This is a genomic window from Streptomyces sp. NPDC029956, assembly GCF_055574655.1.
Genome location: NZ_JBVHZJ010000062.1, coordinates 35,203 through 52,172, shown reverse-complemented (window position 1 = coordinate 52,172; position 16,970 = coordinate 35,203). Strand labels below are relative to the sequence as shown.

The 16,970-nt window shown below is 74.0% G+C and carries 13 protein-coding genes; 7 read left to right on the top strand and 6 right to left on the bottom strand.

The window, feature by feature from the left end:
• Positions 1-199 precede the first annotated feature (199 nt).
• The 4 genes from ACZ4XX_RS33895 to yczE form a co-directional block, all read right to left on the bottom strand.
• Entirely contained in the window at positions 200-574 is a 375-nt protein-coding gene (locus tag ACZ4XX_RS33895; protein ID WP_015032218.1) for an RNA polymerase-binding protein RbpA, read from the bottom strand.
• Positions 575-829: 255 nt separating this feature from the next.
• Entirely contained in the window at positions 830-2,191 is a 1,362-nt protein-coding gene (locus ACZ4XX_RS33890) for an MFS transporter (RefSeq protein WP_468511695.1), read from the bottom strand.
• Between the two features lie 70 nt (positions 2,192-2,261).
• Positions 2,262-3,026, bottom strand: a complete 765-nt coding sequence (locus tag ACZ4XX_RS33885; RefSeq protein WP_468511694.1) for a glycerophosphodiester phosphodiesterase — start codon at positions 3,024-3,026, stop codon at positions 2,262-2,264.
• The gene (gene yczE / locus ACZ4XX_RS33880; RefSeq protein ID WP_468511693.1) at positions 3,023-3,730 is read right to left on the bottom strand and encodes a membrane protein YczE; all 708 of its coding nucleotides are present in this window, start codon (positions 3,728-3,730) and stop codon (positions 3,023-3,025) included. The genes ACZ4XX_RS33885 and yczE overlap by 4 nt, the downstream gene beginning before the upstream one ends.
• A 64-nt stretch (positions 3,731-3,794) precedes the next feature.
• Between yczE and ACZ4XX_RS33875 the strand changes: the two genes are divergently transcribed.
• Positions 3,795-5,294 carry an SCO1417 family PLP biosynthesis transcription factor gene (locus tag ACZ4XX_RS33875; RefSeq protein ID WP_468511692.1) on the top strand — a complete coding sequence of 500 codons (1,500 nt, stop codon included), beginning with the start codon at positions 3,795-3,797 and terminating at the stop codon, positions 5,292-5,294.
• Positions 5,295-5,372: 78 nt separating this feature from the next.
• On the opposite strand, the gene ACZ4XX_RS33870 is transcribed toward ACZ4XX_RS33875, so the two are convergent.
• Together ACZ4XX_RS33870 and ACZ4XX_RS33865 are read right to left on the bottom strand one after the other, a co-directional pair.
• Positions 5,373-7,019 carry a hypothetical protein gene (locus ACZ4XX_RS33870; protein WP_468511691.1) on the bottom strand — a complete coding sequence of 549 codons (1,647 nt, stop codon included), beginning with the start codon at positions 7,017-7,019 and terminating at the stop codon, positions 5,373-5,375.
• Between the two features lie 37 nt (positions 7,020-7,056).
• A complete protein-coding gene (locus ACZ4XX_RS33865) occupies positions 7,057-7,251 on the bottom strand; it encodes a hypothetical protein (RefSeq protein ID WP_015032212.1) in 195 nt (64 codons plus the stop codon).
• 308 nt (positions 7,252-7,559) lie between these two features.
• On the opposite strand from ACZ4XX_RS33865, the gene ACZ4XX_RS33860 reads away from it, so the two are divergent.
• The 6 genes from ACZ4XX_RS33860 to ACZ4XX_RS33835 all read left to right on the top strand — a co-directional run bounded on the left by ACZ4XX_RS33860 (position 7,560) and on the right by ACZ4XX_RS33835 (position 16,955).
• On the top strand, positions 7,560-7,952 hold the full coding sequence (locus ACZ4XX_RS33860) for an ankyrin repeat domain-containing protein (RefSeq protein WP_073919086.1): 393 nt from the start codon (positions 7,560-7,562) through the stop codon (positions 7,950-7,952).
• A 256-nt stretch (positions 7,953-8,208) separates the two neighbouring features.
• On the top strand, positions 8,209-9,624 hold the full coding sequence (locus tag ACZ4XX_RS33855; RefSeq protein WP_468511690.1) for a HEAT repeat domain-containing protein: 1,416 nt from the start codon (positions 8,209-8,211) through the stop codon (positions 9,622-9,624).
• Between the two features lie 320 nt (positions 9,625-9,944).
• Complete coding sequence (locus ACZ4XX_RS33850) at positions 9,945-11,066, top strand: glycosyltransferase family 4 protein (RefSeq protein WP_468511689.1); 1,122 nt, start codon at positions 9,945-9,947, stop codon at positions 11,064-11,066.
• On the top strand, positions 11,063-12,241 hold the full coding sequence (locus ACZ4XX_RS33845) for a glycosyltransferase (protein ID WP_468511688.1): 1,179 nt from the start codon (positions 11,063-11,065) through the stop codon (positions 12,239-12,241). Before ACZ4XX_RS33850 ends, ACZ4XX_RS33845 begins: the two co-directional genes overlap by 4 nt.
• Positions 12,238-13,299: an SGNH/GDSL hydrolase family protein gene (locus ACZ4XX_RS33840; protein ID WP_468511687.1), complete on the top strand. Its 1,062-nt coding sequence runs from the start codon at positions 12,238-12,240 to the stop codon at positions 13,297-13,299. Before ACZ4XX_RS33845 ends, ACZ4XX_RS33840 begins: the two co-directional genes overlap by 4 nt.
• The gene (locus ACZ4XX_RS33835) at positions 13,296-16,955 is read left to right on the top strand and encodes a hydantoinase B/oxoprolinase family protein (RefSeq protein WP_468511686.1); all 3,660 of its coding nucleotides are present in this window, start codon (positions 13,296-13,298) and stop codon (positions 16,953-16,955) included. Before ACZ4XX_RS33840 ends, ACZ4XX_RS33835 begins: the two co-directional genes overlap by 4 nt.
• The last annotated feature ends 15 nt before the right edge of the window (positions 16,956-16,970 follow it).

Genomic DNA, 16,970 nt, shown 5'->3' with positions numbered 1-16,970 from the left:
CCCCCCCCCCCCCTCCCCCCCCCCCCCGCTCCCCCCCCCCCCCCCCCCCCTCCCCTTCCCCCCCCCCCCCCCCCTCCCCCCCCCCCCCCTCCGCCCCCCCCCCCCCCCCCCGGCTCCGACATCAGGGAAACGCCGCGGGGCCCGGTACACACTTCGTGTACCAGGCCCCGCGGCGTTGTTCGTGCTACCGCTGCGTCCGCTACGCGGACTTGCGGCTGTCGCGCGGATGTACGGCGATGTTCATCGCGCCGGAACGCAGGACGGCCAGCCTCTCGGCGAGGACCTCCTCCAACTCCTCGCGGGTGCGTCGCTCCATGAGCATGTCCCAGTGCGTACGCGCAGGCTTGCCCTTCTTCTCCTCAGGTCCGTCCCCGTCCACCAGGAGTGCCTGGATTCCGCAGACCTTGCACTCCCACTCCGGCGGAATTTCCGCTTCCACAGAGAAGGGCATCTCAAAACGATGGCCCTTCTCGCATGCGTACTCCACGGCCTGGCGCGGGGCCAGATCGATGCCGCGGTCGGTCTCGTAGCTCGTCACCACGAGGCGCGTGCCGCGAAGAGCTCGCTCACTCATGAATCGTGCCTCCCGGGCTTGTCGCCCACAGGACAGGTGTCGCTGTCGTCGTTATCCGGTCAACGTCCGGTCGGCGGTAAAGATTCCCGTGCCGGGTCATGCGTCGCCCGTCGTGCCGCCCCTTGTTGTACCCACCAGTGCCCGTTTTGTCACATCTGACGGCAGATGTGACCCGGTGTCTTCACCAAAGCAGCACGCAGTAACGGTCCGCCTGGCAGGCCAAACGCGTACACTACCGCCCTTTCACTGCCACGTCTAAATACGGTCGGGTATCGGGTTTCCGGCGGCTTCCACCGCGCGTCGCACCGGCACCCTGGCGAGCAGGGCGAAGCCGACCACGAAGAAGATCACCAGGGAGATGATGGCATCCCGGTAGCTCCCGGTCAGCTGATACGCGAGACCGAACACCAGCGGACCAAGCCAACTGAGCCCCCGGTCGCTCATCTCGTACGCCGAGAAGTACTCCGCCTCCTTGCCGCGCGGCACCAGATGCGAGAACAACGAGCGCGACAGCGCCTGGCTTCCGCCCAGTACCAGGCCGATCGCGGCCGCCAGACAGAAGAAGAACACGGGCGCGCCGGCCGGCAGCAGATAGCCCGCCACCAGGATCAGCGTCCAGACCGCCAGCGATCCCAGAATCGTCCGCTTGGCGCCGTACGACCGGGCGAGTCGCCCCATGCCGAGCGCGCCCGCCACCGCGAGCACCTGCACGAGCAGGACGGCGGTGATGAGCGTGGTCTGGTCGAGCCCCAGCTCCTCCGATCCGTACACGGAGGCCTGTGAGATCACCGTCTGCACGCCGTCGTTGTAGACCAGGTACGCGAGCAGGAAGGAGAGCGTCAGCGGATGCCGCCGCATGTCCTTGAGGGTCTCCCGCAGCTGCCGCCAGCCGCTGCCGACCGCTCCCCCCTCCCGGACCGCCGGGCCGAGCCGCCGGTCCCGCAGCCGCCGCAGCGGAATGACGGTGAAGGCGCCCCACCACACGCCGGCCGAGGCCAGACAGATCCGGACCGCCTCGCCCTCCGTGAGGCCGAAGGAGTCGTGGCCCGAGTACAGGACCAGGTTCAGGACGAGGACCAGCGCACCCGACGTGTAGCCGAACGCCCAGCCGCGCGAGGACACGGCGTCCCGCTCGTCCGGCTCCGCGATCTGCGGCAGATAGGCGTTGTAGAGCACCATCGAGACCGACAGGGAGGCGTTCGCCACGATCAGCAGGAACGTGCCGAGCAGGTACCGGTCGCCCGCCAGGAAGAACATGCAGGCCGTCGCCGCGGCCCCCACGTAGGCCGCGGTCGCGAGCAGCGGCTTCTTGCGGCCCGTACGGTCCGCGACCGCGCCGGCCAGCGGCATCACCAGGATGGCGACCACGAGCGAGGCGGACACGGCGTACGCGAAGAGCGAGCCGGCCCGCACGGGTATGCCCAGCGGGTGGACGAAGCCCTCGGCGTCGGCCGCCGCCCGCGCCACGGAGGTCAGGTACGGGCCGAGGAAGACGGTGATCACGCTCGTCGAGTACACCGAGCACGCGAAGTCGTAGAAGTACCAGCCCCGCTGTTCCCGCTTTCGCTCGGCGGGATCGGAGGCGTACTCCTCCGGTTCGGTGGTTCCAGCGGTCAAGGCCGCGCCCCCTCGTTCGTCCCCGTGACCGGACCCGGTGATCCGGGTCCGGAGGCAACGGGACGCGCGCTCAGACCCACACACCCCGCTCGGTCAGCACCGAGCGCAGCGTCTCCAGTTGATCGGTCATGATGCCATCGACCCCGAGGTCGAGGAGAGTGTTCATCCGGGCCGGATCGTTCACCGTCCACACGTGGACCTGGAGCCCGCGCGCGTGCGCCTCCCGGACGAAGCGGCGGTCCACCACCGGGATGCCGCCCTGCCGCTCGGGGACCTGCGCGGCGATCGCCCCGGCCCGCACGGCGGCCGGGATGCCGAACGAGCGCAGCCGCAGCCCGATCACCCCGCGCACCCCGAACGAGGTGGCCAGCCCGGGGCCGGCCATCTGCTGGGCCCGCGCGATCCGGGCCTCGGTGAACGAACCCACGCAGATCCGGTCCCAGGCGTCCCTCTCGCGGATCAGGTCCACCAGCGGACGCAGCGCCGACTCGGCCTTGATGTCCACGTTCCAGCGGGCCTCCGGGAACTCGTCCAGGAGGTCGGCGAAGAGCGGCAGCGGTTCCTTGCCCGCGACGCGGGCCTCCCGCACCGCCGCCCACGGCAGGTCGGCGATCCGGCCCGAGGTGTCCGTGACCCGGTCGAGGGTCGCGTCGTGGAAGGCGACGAGGGCCCCGTCCGAGGTCGTGTGCACATCGGTCTCGAAGTAGCGGTAGCCCGCTGCGGCGGCCCGGCGGAAGGCGGCCGCGGTGTTCTCCAGGCCGTTCGCCGTACCGCCTCGGTGGGCGAACGGGAGGGGCGCGGGATGGTCGAGGTAGGGGTGGCGTACGCGAGTCACCGCCGCAGTATGGCGCCTTCCGGTGTCGCGGGGGCGACCGCGGTGCTGCCGGAGTCCGGCTCGGGAACGGCGAACCAGCGCAGGAAGAACTGGGCGAGGGGGCCGATGGCCAGCGCGTACAGCACCGTGCCGACGCCGACCGAGCCGCCGAGCAGGAAGCCGGTGGCGACCACCGCGACCTCGATCGCCGTGCGTACCAGCCGGATCGAGCGGCCGGTGAGCCGGTGCAGCCCGGTCATCAGGCCGTCGCGGGGGCCGGGGCCGAACCGTGCCGCGATGTACAGGCCGGTGGCCACCCCGTTGAGGACGATGCCGGCCACGAGCAGCGCGATCCGGCCCGCCATGCCGTGGACGTCCGGGACGAGCGCCAGCGTGCCGTCCATCGCCAGGCCGATCGCGAACACGTTGGAGACCGTGCCGAGCCCCGGCCGCTGCCGGATCGGGATCCACAGCAGCAGCACCACGGCCCCGACGATGATCGACACCACGCCGATGGTCAGGCCCGACTTCTCGGCGAGGCCCTGGTGGAGCACACCCCAGGGCTCCAGACCGAGACCGCTGCGCACCAGCAGCGCCGAGCTGACCCCGTACAGCGTCAGCCCCGCGTAGAGCTGGACGAGCCGACGGGTGAGGTGCCGGCCGTGGAGGCCGGAGGCGATGGACAAGGTTCTTCCCCCCAGGGTGGTGGTAGTGGACTGGCTCATGACACTCTGTGGCGGTGGAACGGGTGCCAACCATGGCCAATTCGAGGAAGGTGGACTGATTTCGATGGCCCAGTGGACTTCGGCGGTAGGACCGGCTCAGCTCGCCCGGCAGCTCCAGGCGCAGCAGCCGCGGCCCGCCGGACCCGGGACGCGGAAGCCGCCCGCCTACCGCGCCCTGGCCGACGGGATCCGGCTGCTCGTCCTGGAGGGCCGGGTCCCGGTCGCCGCCCGGCTGCCCGCCGAGCGGGAACTCGCCCTCTCCCTGACCGTGAGCCGCACGACGGTGGCCGCGGCCTACGAGGCGCTCCGCGCCGAGGGCTTCTTGGAGTCACGGCGGGGAGCCGGTAGCTGGACCGCCGTGCCGGCCGGGAACCCGCTGCCGGCGCGAGGACTCGAACCGCTGCCCCCTGAGGCGCTCGGTTCGATGATCGACCTCGGCTGCGCGGCGCTGCCCGCGCCCGAGCCCTGGCTCACCCGGGGCGTCCAGGGCGCCCTGGAGGAGCTGCCCCCCTACGCCCACACGCACGGCGACTACCCGGCGGGGCTGCCCGCGCTGCGGCAGATGCTCGCCGACCGGTACACCCGGCGCGGCATCCCCACGATGCCCGAGCAGATCATGGTCACGACCGGCGCCATGGGGGCCATGGACGCCATCTGCCACCTGTTCGCGGGCCGCGGCGAGCGCATCGCGGTCGAGTCCCCGTCGTACGCCAACATCCTTCAGCTGATGCGGGAGGCCGGGGCCCGGCTCGTGCCCGTCGCCATGTCCGAGGGACTCGGCAGCTGGGACATCGGCCGCTGGCGGCAGGTGCTGCGCGACGCGGCACCCCGCCTCGCGTACGTGGTGGCCGACTTCCACAACCCGACCGGCGCCCTGGCCGACGAGGACCAGCGCAGGCAGCTCGTGGACGCCGCCCGCTCGGCCGGCACCGTCCTCGTCGTCGACGAGACCATGGCCGAGCTCCACCTGGACGACGACCTGGAGATGCCCCGGCCGGTCTGCGCCTTCGACCCGGCCGGCTCCACCGTCCTCACGGTCGGCTCGGCGAGCAAGGCCTTCTGGGCGGGCATGCGCATCGGCTGGGTCCGGGCGGCGCCCGACGTCATCCGTTCCCTGGTGGCCGCGCGCGCGTACGCCGACCTCGGCACCCCGGTCCTCGAACAGCTCGGCGTGAACTGGCTCATGCGCACCGGCGGCTGGGAGGAGGCCGTCACCCTCCGCCGCGACCAGGCGCGGGAGAACCGGGACGCGCTCGTCACCGCGGTCCGCAGGGAACTCCCGGAGTGGGAGTTCTCGGTGCCGCAGGGCGGCCTCACCCTCTGGGTCCGCACCGGTGGCCTCTCCGGCTCCCGGCTCGCGGAGGCGGGGGAGCGGGTCGGTGTCCGGGTCCCCTCGGGTCCCCGGTTCGGCGTCGACGGGGCCTTCGAGGGCTTCGTCCGGCTGCCCTTCACGGTCGGCGGGCCGGTCGCCGACGAGGCGGCGGCCCGGTTGGCCGCCGCGGCGCGGCTGGTGGAGTCGGGCGCGGGCGGGGGGACGGAACCGCCGCGCTCGTTCGTGGCGTAGCCGCCCGCGCGACCGTGCGTCACACGAGGAGGCCGGTACGGACCTGGGTCCGTACCGGCCTCCTCGCCCGCGTGGCGCTCAGCCCTCCGCGGGGACGGGGGCGTGCAGCGGGGCGGGGCCCGGGTCCGGCTCGGCGCGGGGTGCCGGGGCCGGTTCGGGGCTCTTCACGGTGGCCTTCTCGATCGGCACGGTGACCGTCTCGATCGGCATGGTCGTCGCCGTCCGGCGCTCCGGGAGGAGTTCGAGCACCGCCTGGCGGTGGGCCTCGCTCGTCGCGTCGTCGTACGGGTCGGGGGTCGCCGGCACCTGGAGGCGCAGGACCGGTCCGGTGCCCAGCCGCGCGTAGCCGCGGCCCGCGGGGACCTGGGACGTCGGGGTGGTGTGCGGCTCGGTGCCGAGGACGGCGGCGATCTGGTCGGGGGCGGCGGGGCCGAGCACGATCCGGGCCCTGGTGTGGCTCCGTACCGCCTCGCTCAGGGTGTCCACGCTGTCGAACTGCTCGGCGACCACCACCGTGACCTGGGCCGCGCGGCCGTGCCGCAGCGGCACCTGGAGCAGTTCCTGAGGGTCGGGACGGCCGTCGGCGGCCGCCAGGTCGCCGAGGACGCCCGGCCGGTCGAGCAGGATCCAGAGCGGTCGTCGGGTGTCTTCCGGGGCCGGGTGGCCCGCCTGCCGGGCCCGGTTGGCGGCGATCAGCCGTCGTTCCGTCTCGTGCGCCGCCCATTCCAGGGTGGCCAGCGCGCCGGAGAGCCCGCACTCGACGGCCAGGACGCCGTCGCGGCCGGTGAGGCACGCGTACTCGCCGGTGCCACCGCCCTCGACGATCAGTACGTCGCCGTGGGGGAGGGCCTGGAGTGCGATCGAGCGCAGCAGGGACGTGGTGCCGCTGCCCGGCTGGCCGACGACCAGCAGGTGCGGCTCGGTGGAGCGGGGGCCGGTGCGCCAGACGACGGCCGGGGCGTCCTCCGTGCCGTCGGAGGCGACCACGGGCACGGTCCGCTGCACGGCGTCCGCGTCGGTGAAGCCCAGGACGGTCTCGCCCGGCACGGTGACGAAGCGCTGGGCGGCGATGGTGGTGGGCAGGGCGGGCAGCACGCTCATGACGAGCCGGTTGCCCTCCTCGTCCCAGTCGAAGCGGTACTCGCGGCCGCGCCCGGACTTGGCGTGCAGCAGCTGCTCGATGCGCGCGCGTGCGGCGGGCTCGCCGTCGGTGAAGTACGCAGGGTAGGCGATCTTCAGTCGGGTGGGACGCCCGTCCTCGTCGAAGGCGTACTCCGTGAAGGCGCCGCTCCAGTCGCCGCCGTGGGCGAAGAGCGGGGCCGGGTCGTCGGGGACGGAGAAGTACGGCACGAGGGCCTCGTACAGGCCCTTGAGCCGGGCGACCTCGGAGTCGTCGGGCCCGGTCTTGACGACCCGACGCTCGCGTCCCTTCCACGCGGCCGCGGCCATGAGCGTGACGAGCGCGAGGAGCGGCCCGTACGGCATGAGCGCGACGACCAGGACGCAGGCCGCGACCAGGAGCAGCGTCGGTCCACGCCGTTCCTTGGGGGTCGCGGCCCACTTGGCTCGCGCGGACGCGGCCAGCTTCCGCAGACCACGGGAGACCGTGATCAGTGGATGGAGCACGTCGGTGGCACTGTCGGCGGCCGTGCGCGCGATCTCTCGACTTCGAGCGATCTGTGCGCTGCCGCTGCTCAGAATGCGGGGGAGTGGTCGCCGGGCCACGAAGTACTCCTGAGGTGGTGGAAGGGACGGAAGGGCGTCAGAACTTGATCCCGCCCAGGAGGCCGGCGAGGCTCTGCCCGCCTGCCGTGATGCTCGGGGCGATGGCCGTACCCGCGAGGTAGAAGCCGAACAGCGCGCTGACGAGGGCGTGCGAGGCCTTCATCCCGTCCTTCTTGAAGAACAGGAAGCAGATGATGCCGAGCAGGACCACGCCTGAGATGGACAGGATCATTGGTTGTTCTCCTGGTTGAGGGGACAGTCACCATGAGTCCTTCCAAGTTCACAGCAAGTATCTATGTGACTAAAGGTGCATTAGAGTGAAAAGCGGGCGATTTCACTTGACCGGCGGACGTCGAACGGGCTGTCGAGTGGCGAAATGCCCGGCGTGCGCTAGAGGAGCGGCCGACGGCGGACTGCCCTGATCTTTGCCTCGGCCGGGCGCGGTCATGTCACCGGACGGGCAGTACCCTGTCGATTCACTCGTACGGCCGCCCTTGCCGTGCACAGGCCGACAACGCAGGAGAAAGGCGGGCCCACCCGATGAGCGAGACTCCGGACCCCGAGGTCATCGAGCTGGCGTCCAAGGTCTTCGACCTCGCCCGCACCGGGGACGCCGACGCGCTGGCCGCCTACGTCGACGCGGGGGTCCCCGCGAACCTCACCAACGACAAGGGCGACTCCCTCGTCATGCTCGCCGCCTACCACGGCCACGCCGCCGCGGTCTCCGCCCTCCTCGCGCGCGGTGCCGACGCCGACCGCGCCAACGACCGCGGCCAGACCCCGCTCGCCGGAGCCGTCTTCAAGGGCGAGGACGCCGTCGTCCGGGCCCTCCTCGACGGCGGCGCAAATCCGGAGGCCGGGACTCCGTCCGCCCTCGACACCGCGCGGATGTTCGGCAAGGCAGAACTCGTCGAGCTCTTCGGATCCCGGTGAACGAGCGCTGAACCCCAGGTGAGAGCGGCGTCGTAAATGTGGTCGCGGTGGCGAAATGGGTGGGTCATCATGACGTCGGGCCCGGCAAAACGGGCCACCGACGAGAGGCTGAGGAAGATGGTCACTGGCAGGCGATGGACGACGAGCGGCCCGACATGTTGCCGCACGGCCTAGGCGTACGGGCGATGTACCGCCCGACCCGGGTCTTCCCGGTATCCCCCGGTCGTGTCGACAGCTTGATGTGAGGCGTCTCCCCATGTTCGATCCAGTCATAGCGCCGAGCGGCACCCTGCTCGGCCTGCTGCAGCGGGGCCGCGGCGACGGCACCCTGCACGCGCTCGCCGCGCCACGCGCCGAGGCCCTCGCGGCCCTCAACCACTGCGTTCTCGACGACCCCCGCCACGACTGGCAGGTCGAGAACCGCTCCCTCTACTACGCCCGTCTCTACCTGGACCTCCACGGAGGTCTCGACGAGATCGAGGCGCACCTCTTCGGCGCCGAGGACATCCTCGACACCGAGGAGTCCAGGACCGGGCTCGCGCTCGCCGTCCTCGGGCACCTCGCCTCCTACGGACGCCAGGACGCCCTGCTGCTGCTCCGGCGGTACGCGGCGACCGGCACCAACTGGGCCTGGGCCCTCGACGAGCTGGCGCTCCGCGACGACGACGCCGGCCTCCGCGCGCTCGCCGTCCCCGTGCTGGCCCGCTTCCCGGCCGACGCCGAGGGCGACGCCGAGCTGGCCGGTGTCGTACGCGACGCCTTCGAGCCCCGCCCCTGGCGACTGTGGGCCGAGGACCAGCGCGACGCCGTCGGCGCCCGGGTCAGGGCCGCCCAGGAACAGGGCTCCTTCGACCGCTGGCAGCGCCAGATGCGCCCCGCCGGTCCCCGCCCCGGCTGGAGCGTGCGCGCCGTCCTCGACTGGGCGCAGGAGGGATACGAGCGCGGAGCCGTGCTGTACGGCCCGGCCGCCCGCTGCCTCACCGCCGTCGCAGGCCCCGAGGACCGGCCCGAACTCCTCGCCGCGGCCCGGCACGGCTCGGTGGGAGCCCGGGGCGCGGCCCTGCACCACCTCGCCGAGTCACGGGACCCCGCCGTCCTCGACCTCGTCGAGGCCGCCGCCGACGGCGACTCGAGCGAGGTCGCCGAGGCCGCCGTCGCCGCGTACCGCCGCATGTGCGGAGAGGACGCCGTCGCCCGCGCCCGCGCGTGGGTCCGCCGGACAGACGCCCTCGGCGCGGCCGCCGCCGACGTACTCGCCTGCCGTGGCACCGCCCAGGACTCCCCCTCCGTCCTCGGCGCGCTCCGCGACACCATCCGCTCCGAAGGCCCCGACGCGCCCGCGCTCGGCGGGCTCGTGGACGGCGCGGGCCGCCTCGGCATCGCCTGCGCGGCCCCCGTGCTGCGCCACGTCTACCGCGAGACGGCCTCGTCCCAGCTCCGCGGGCGCGTGGCCCGCGCCCTCGCCGCCACCGACCCCACCTTCGCGACCGGCTTCGCCGTCGAATGCCTCTGGGACTGCGAGGAGACCACCCGCGAGGTCGCGGCCCAGCACGCCGAGACCGGTGACGTGCGCGTCGCCGAACGATTGCGCCGCCTCGCGGCGGACCCGGCCGAGGAGGTCGAGGTCCAGACCGCGGTACGCAACCGCATAGGGCCGGACCTCCAGGTCTGAAGCGGCCCGGTCGAGGTCCGGCCCCACCGGTCGGACCCGGTCGTCCCCCGCCACCCGGCTCCGGGGCGGCGCGGCCCCCGGCGGAGAACCCGCCGCGCGAGGCCCCGCCCCGGAGGACCGGCCGAGGTCCGTGGCGAACCGGGCCGCCGGGCGCCTCGTGCGTGACCGGTGCCGTCCGTCCTCCGTGAGCCCGGCGGCAGCCCCCCGCGCTTGATCGTTCCCGGCCCGGCGCACGCCCCGCGCGAAACGCTCATGGGACGTTCCCTCCCCGTCCAGATCGACGTCGGCGGGGGCACGCCGAGCGCGACGACAACACCCGTATGCGTGTCGTCATCGTCACCGAATCCTTCCCTCCCGACGTCAACGGTGTGGCGCACTGCGCCCTGCAGACCGCGCGCCACCTCGTCCGGCGGGGCCACACCCCGCTCGTCATCGCCCCCGCCGTCGCCGACCCGGCCGCGGACTCCGACGCCCCCTGCGCCGTCGTCCGGGTGCCCTCCCTTCCCCTGCCCGGCTATCCGCAGGTACGCGTCGCCCTGCCCAGCCGTCGTGTCGCCGCGGCCATCGCCGCCCACCGCGCCGACCTCGTCCACCTCGCCGGACCCTTCGTCCTCGGGGTGCGCGGGATGACGGCCGCCACCCGTCTCGGCATCCCCGCCGTCGCCGTCTACCAGACCGATCTCGCCGGCTACGCCCGTACCTACGTGGGAACCGGCGAGGGTGCCGCCTGGCGCCGCCTCCGCGCCGTCCACGGGGCGGCCGACCGCACCCTCGCCCCGTCCTCCGCCGCCGTCCGCGACCTGGAGGCCCACGGCATCGGCCGCATACGGCTCTGGGGCCGCGGGGTCGACACCGTCCGCTTCCGCCCCGAGCTGCGCGACGACGCCCTGCGCGAGGAACTCGCCCCGAACGGAGAGCTCCTCGTCGGCTACGTGGGCCGCCTCGCCCCCGAGAAGCGCGTGGATCTCCTCGCCGGAGCCGGAAGGCTCCCCGGCGTGCGCCTGGTGGTCGTCGGCGACGGCCCGAGCGGGCCTGCGCTGCGCAGCGCCCTGCCGGACGCCCGGTTCCTCGGCCGCCGCACCGGCGACGACCTCGCCCGGATCTTCGCCTCGCTCGACGTCTTCGCCCACACCGGCCCGTTCGAGACCTTCTGCCAGACCGTCCAGGAGGCGATGGCGAGCGGTGTCCCCGTCATCGCCCCGGCCGCCGGCGGCCCCCTGGACCTGGTCGACCACGGGCGGACCGGACAGCTCGTACCGCCGGGTGACCCGGAGGCGCTGCGCGAGGCCGTGGCCGCGCTCGCGGCGTCACCCGGCCTCCGCGCCGCGTACGGCCGGGCCGGCAGGGCCACCGTCGAGGGCCGCACCTGGGAGGCCCTCGGCGACGAGCTGATCGGGCACTACCTGGAGGTCCTGCGCGAGCGGACGGCGGTGGCGGCATGAGCGGCGACGGAAACGGCGGCGGGCTCCGCATCGTGCGGCTCGCCAACTTCGTGACACCCACGTCGGGCGGCCTCCGCACCGCCCTCGACCGGCTCGGCCGGGGATACCGGGAGGCCGGGCACGAACCCGTCCTCATCGTCCCCGGCGACGTCGAGAGCGATGTCCACACCGCACAGGGCCGGGTCGTCACCCTCCCGGGACCGCTGCTTCCCGGCACCGGCGGCTACCGGGTCCTCGCCGACAGGCGACGCGTCCGCCGCCTCCTCGACGACCTCGCGCCGGACCGGATCGAGGTCTCGGACCGTACGACCCTGCGGTGGACGGGGGAGTGGGCGCGACGCGCCCGCGTGCCCTCGGTGATGGTCTCCCACGAGACCGCCGACGGCGTGCTGCGCACCTGGGGCGTGCCGCCCGTCCTCGCCGCCCGCGCGGCCGACCGGCTGAACCGCCGCACGGCCTGGGCGTTCGCGCGGATCGTCTGCACGACCGAGTGGGCGGAGCGGGAGTTCGTACGGATCGGGGCGCGCAACGTCGTACGGGCCCCGCTCGGCGTGGATCTGGAGCGCTGCCGGCCCGACCGCCGCAGCGCCGCGCTCCGCGCCCGGCACGCGGACGGGGAGCGGGTGCTTCTGCTGCTCTGCTCGCGCCTCTCCGTCGAGAAGCGGCCCGGGACCGCCCTGGACGCCCTCACCGAGCTGCGGGACGCCGGCATCGAGGCGGCGCTGGTGGTCGCGGGCGACGGGCCGCTGAAGGGCGCCCTGGAGCGGCGGGCGCGCGAGCGGCGGCTCCCGGTGCGCTTCCTCGGACACGTCGCCGACCGCGAGGCCCTGGCGGACCTCCAGGCGGCGGCCGACGTGTGCCTGGCGCCGGGGCCTGCCGAAACGTTCGGTCTCTCCGCCCTCGAGGCCCTCGCCTGCGGGACCCCCGTCGTCGTCAGCGCCTCCTCCGCGCTCCCGGAGGTCGTCGGCACGGCGGGGGCAGCCGCCGTGGACACCCCGGGAGCCTTCGCCTCCGCCGTACGGGGTCTCCTCGCGGCGCCGGAGACCACCCGCCGTCGGGCCGCACGCGCGCGTGCGGAGGTCTTCACCTGGGAGCGCTCGGTCACCGCCTTCCTCCGGGCCCATGACGCCCTCCCGGTCGTGGAGTCGCGCCTCCCCGCGGAGGTGCGGCGATGACAGCGATGACACCTGACCGGGCGCCCGTCCCGGTCGCGGTTCCCGGCCCGGCGTCCGCCGCGGTCGTGGATGCGAACCACGCGTCCGTCCGGGGCGGGCTCGTCCCGTGCGCCGCCGCAGACGGCCCGGACGGCCCGGGCGGTCTCGTCCCGTGCGCCGCCCCGGACGCTCCGCCCGCCCCCGCGCGCGTACCCCCGCCGCGCCCCCGTACGGCTCCCGCCGGCGCCCTCAGGTTCGTCGTGCTCGGGGACTCGCTCAGCGAGGGCGTCGGCGACCGGGTGGACGGTGCCTGGCGGGGGTGGGCGCAGCTGCTCGCCGACGGGCTCGCGGCCGAGGGACAGGACACGGCGTTCCTGAACCTCGCCGTGAGCGGCGCCCTCAGCGGCGACGTCGCCGACCGGCAGGCGCCCCGCGCCCTCGCCTTCCGGCCGCACCTCGCCTCCGTCGTCGTCGGGGTCAACGACACCCTGCGCCGCACCTTCGACATCGCCGTGCTCGCCCGCCATCTGGGCCGCGTCTGCGCCGACCTCGACGCCGCCGGAGCCGTACTCCTGACCGCCTGTCTGCCCGACCCGGGCCGGATGCTCGGCCTGCCGCCCCCGCTGGCGCGCCCGCTCGCCCGCCGCCAGCGGTCCGTCAACGCCGTCGTGCACGCCCTGTCCGCCCGGTACGGAGCCGTCCATCTGCACCTCGCCGACGACACCTGGACCGAGGACCGCACGCTGTGGAGCGCCGACCGGCTGCACCCCGGCGAGCGGGGGCACCGGGCCGTCGCCGAGGGCTTCCACCGGCTGCTCGCCGGCCGGGGACTCGCCCACGGCGCCGCTCCCGCGCGGGAGCCGACGCAGCGGCCGCCGAGCCGCGCGAAGGCCGCGTTCTGGCTCGCCACCGAAGGCACCGGCTGGCTCCTCCGGCGCAGCCACGACCTGCTCCCGCAGCTGCTGCTGCTCGCCGGCGCGGAACTGCGCCACTGGGCCGACCGCACCGGCACGGCGCCCCTCGACGCGCGCGCGGACGACGCCCTCGCCGCGGCTCTCGCGGCCACAATGGGGAGATGAACGGGCGCTGGGAGTTCTGGATCGACCGGGGTGGCACCTTCACCGACATCGTGGGCCGACGTCCCGACGGCCGGCTCGTCACGCGCAAGGTGCTCTCCCACGACCCGGCCCGGCAGGACGACGCCGCCGTCGCCGGGATTCGCCTCCTCCTCGGCCTCGGGCCCGGCGAACCCGTCCCGGCCGCCCGGATCGCCGTCGTCAAGATGGGCACCACCGTCGCCACCAACGCCCTCCTGGAGCGGCGCGGCGAGCCGACCGTCCTCGTCGTCACTCAAGGCTTCCGGGACGCACTCCGCATCGCCTACCAGAACCGGCCCCGGCTCTTCGACCGCCGCATCGTGCTCCCCGAAGCGGTCTACGCGCGCGTGATCGAGGCCCCCGAACGGGTCGACGCCCACGGTCACGTCCTCCGGCCGCTGGACGAACCGGCCGTCGCCGAGGCGCTCGCCGCCGCCCACCGCGGCGGACTCCGCTCGGCCGCCGTCGTCCTCCTGCACGGCTACCGCCATCCGGAGCACGAGGCCCGGATCGCGGCGATCGCACGCGACGCGGGCTTCACCCAGGTCAGCTCATCGCACGAGGTCAGCCCGCTGATCAAACTCGTCCCGCGCGGGGACACCACCGTCGTCGACGCCTACCTCTCACCGATCCTCCGCAGGTACGTCGACGAGGTCGCCCACGAACTCGCCGGAATCCGCCTCATGTTCATGCAGTCCAACGGCGGACTGCGCGAGGCGGCGCACTTCCGGGGCAAGGACGCCGTCCTGTCCGGACCCGCCGGCGGCGTCGTCGGCATGGCCCGCACCTCGGCGCAGGCGGGCCACGACCGGGTCATCGGCTTCGACATGGGCGGCACCTCCACCGATGTGTCGCACTACGCTGGCGCCTTCGAGCGTGCACTCGGTACACAGGTGGCCGGGGTGCGGATGCGGGCGCCGATGATGAGCATCCACACGGTCGCGGCGGGCGGCGGGTCGGTGCTGCACTTCGACGGACGCCGCTACCGCGTGGGCCCCGACTCGGCGGGCGCCGTCCCCGGCCCCGCCTGCTACCGGCGGGGCGGACCGCTCACGGTCACCGACGCCAACGTCATGCTCGGCCGCGTCCAGCCCGCCCATTTCCCCGCCGTGTTCGGCGAGAGCGGCGACCTGCCCCTGGACGCCGACGTCGTACGGGAGCGGTTCACGGCCCTCGCGGAGGAGGTCGGCGGCGGCCGCACCCCCGAGGAGGTCGCCGCGGGCTTCCTGGAGATCGCCGTCCTCAACATGGCCAACGCCGTCAAGAAGATCTCCGTCCAGCGCGGACACGACATCACCCGCTACGCCCTCACGAGCTTCGGCGGCGCGGGCGGTCAGCACGCGTGCGCCGTCGCCGACGCCCTGGGCGTCGACACCGTGCTCGTCCCCCCGCTCGCCGGAGTGCTCTCCGCGTACGGCATCGGGCTCGCCGACGCCACCGCCATGCGGGAACGGTCCGTCGAGGCGGAGCTCGACGCGCCCGGCACCCCCGCGCGCGTGACGGCCCTCTGCGCCGAACTCGCCGACCGCACGCGCGCGGAGCTCCGTGCCGACGGCCTGCCGGACGAGGCGGTCACCATCCACGCGCGCGTACTCCTGCGGTACGCGGGCACCGATGCGAGCCTCCAGGTCGACCTCGCCTCCCCGGACGACCTGAAAGCCGCGTTCACGGCGGTGCACCGCGCGCGGTACGCCTTCACCATGGACCGGCCGCTGGTCGTGGAGGCGGTCTCCGTGGAGGCGGTCGGCCGGGCGGGGCCGCACGGACCCGTCCACACCGACCCCACCGCCGACCCCGCAGCCGGTTCCGCCGCCGATCCCTCCGCCGACGCGGACGGGCACCCGGAGGGCCGCGTCGGCAGGCCCGCCCCGCACGCGACCGTACGGATGTTCAGCGCCGGCGCCCCCCATGACGCTCCCCTCCACCGGCGCGCGGAACTGCGGCCGGGCAGCGCCGTGGACGGGCCGGCGATCGTCGCCGAGGCCGACGCCACGACCGTCGTCGACAGCGGCTGGCGGGCCACCGCGACCGACACCGGACACCTCCTCCTGCACCGGGTCACCCCCCGCCCCGCGCGCGTGGCGGCGGGCACGGACGTGGACCCCGTCCTCCTGGAGGTCTTCAACAACCTCTTCATGGCCATCGCCGAGCAGATGGGTGTCCGGCTGGAGAACACCTCCCAGTCCGTCAACATCAAGGAACGCCTCGACTTCTCCTGCGCGCTCTTCGACGCCGAGGGCAACCTCATCGCGAACGCGCCCCACATCCCCGTCCACCTGGGTTCCATGGGCGAGTCCATCAAGGAGGTCCTGCGGCGACGCGGCGACGACCTGCGACCCGGCGACGTGTACGCGATCAACGACCCGTACCACGGCGGCACCCATCTGCCCGATGTCACGGTCGTGTCCCCGGTCTTCGACGCGTCCGGGGCCGAACTCCGCTTCCTCGTCGCCTCACGCGGCCACCACGCCGAGATCGGCGGGATCACCCCCGGCTCCATGCCCGCCTTCAGCCGGACCGTCGACGAGGAGGGCGTCCTCTTCGACAACTGGCTGCTCGTACGCGACGGACACCTGCGCGAGGCCGAGACACGGGCCCTGCTCACCGGCGCCTCCCACCCCTCCCGTGACCCGGACACCAACCTCGCCGACCTCCGCGCCCAGATCGCCGCCAACGAGAAGGGCATCGAGGAGCTGCGCCGAACCGTCGACGAGTTCGGGCTCGACGTCGTGCGGGCCTACATGCGGCACGTCCGCGCCAACGCCGAGGAGTCCGTGCGCCGCATCGTCGCCCGCCTGGACGACGGCGCGTACCGCTACGAGACCGACGGCGGCGCGGTCATCCAGGTGGCCGTCCGCGTCGACCGTGAACGACGCTCCGCCGTCATCGACTTCGCCGGGACCTCCCCGCAGCTGCCCGGGAACGCCAACGCGCCCACCGCCGTCGTCATGGCCGCCGTCCTGTACGTCTTCCGCACCCTCGTCGACGAGGACATCCCGCTCAACAGCGGCTGCCTGGAGCCGCTGGAGGTCCGCGTCCCGCCCGGCTCCATGCTCGCGCCGGAACCGCCGGCCGCCACCGTCGCCGGGAACGTCGAGACCTCCCAGGCCGTCACGGGCGCTCTCTACGCGGCCCTCGGCGTCCAGGCCGAGGGCTCGGGCACGATGAACAACGTCACCTTCGGCAACGCGCGCGTGCAGTACTACGAGACGGTCGCCAGCGGCTCCGGCGCGGGCGAGGGTTTCGACGGGGCCGACGCCGTCCAGACCCACATGACCAACTCCCGGCTCACCGACCCCGAGATCCTGGAGTGGCGCCACCCGGTCAGGGTCGACGCCTTCGCCGTACGGGAGGACGACGGCGGGCGCGGCCGCTGGCGGGGCGGACACGGGGTCGAGCGCCGCATCCGGTTCCTGGAGCCGATGACGGTGGCCCTCCTCACCGGACACCGCAGGGTCCCGCCGTACGGCATGGCGGGCGGCGAACCGGGCGCCCTCGGCGAGAACCTCGTGGAACGCGCGGACGGCACCGTCGAGCACCTCGGCGGCGCGGCCACCACGGAGGTCGGCCCCGACGACGTCCTGGTCCTCCGCACCCCCGGCGGCGGTGGCTACGGCCCGCCACCCGAGGAGGAGTGACGACCGACGCGCCTC

What these genes read in the sequence shown, in the direction of transcription:
- ACZ4XX_RS33895 (WP_015032218.1), bottom strand. Translation starts at nt 574, where the DNA reads ATGAGTGAGCGAGCTCTTCGCGGCACGCGCCTCGTGGTGACGAGCTAC.
- yczE (WP_468511693.1), bottom strand. Translation starts at nt 3,730, where the DNA reads ATGAGCCAGTCCACTACCACCACCCTGGGGGGAAGAACCTTGTCCATC.
- ACZ4XX_RS33875 (WP_468511692.1), top strand. Translation starts at nt 3,795, where the DNA reads ATGGCCCAGTGGACTTCGGCGGTAGGACCGGCTCAGCTCGCCCGGCAG.
- ACZ4XX_RS33865 (WP_015032212.1), bottom strand. Translation starts at nt 7,251, where the DNA reads ATGATCCTGTCCATCTCAGGCGTGGTCCTGCTCGGCATCATCTGCTTC.
- ACZ4XX_RS33860 (WP_073919086.1), top strand. Translation starts at nt 7,560, where the DNA reads ATGAGCGAGACTCCGGACCCCGAGGTCATCGAGCTGGCGTCCAAGGTC.
- ACZ4XX_RS33855 (WP_468511690.1), top strand. Translation starts at nt 8,209, where the DNA reads ATGTTCGATCCAGTCATAGCGCCGAGCGGCACCCTGCTCGGCCTGCTG.
- ACZ4XX_RS33850 (WP_468511689.1), top strand. Translation starts at nt 9,945, where the DNA reads ATGCGTGTCGTCATCGTCACCGAATCCTTCCCTCCCGACGTCAACGGT.
- ACZ4XX_RS33845 (WP_468511688.1), top strand. Translation starts at nt 11,063, where the DNA reads ATGAGCGGCGACGGAAACGGCGGCGGGCTCCGCATCGTGCGGCTCGCC.
- ACZ4XX_RS33840 (WP_468511687.1), top strand. Translation starts at nt 12,238, where the DNA reads ATGACAGCGATGACACCTGACCGGGCGCCCGTCCCGGTCGCGGTTCCC.
- ACZ4XX_RS33835 (WP_468511686.1), top strand. Translation starts at nt 13,296, where the DNA reads ATGAACGGGCGCTGGGAGTTCTGGATCGACCGGGGTGGCACCTTCACC.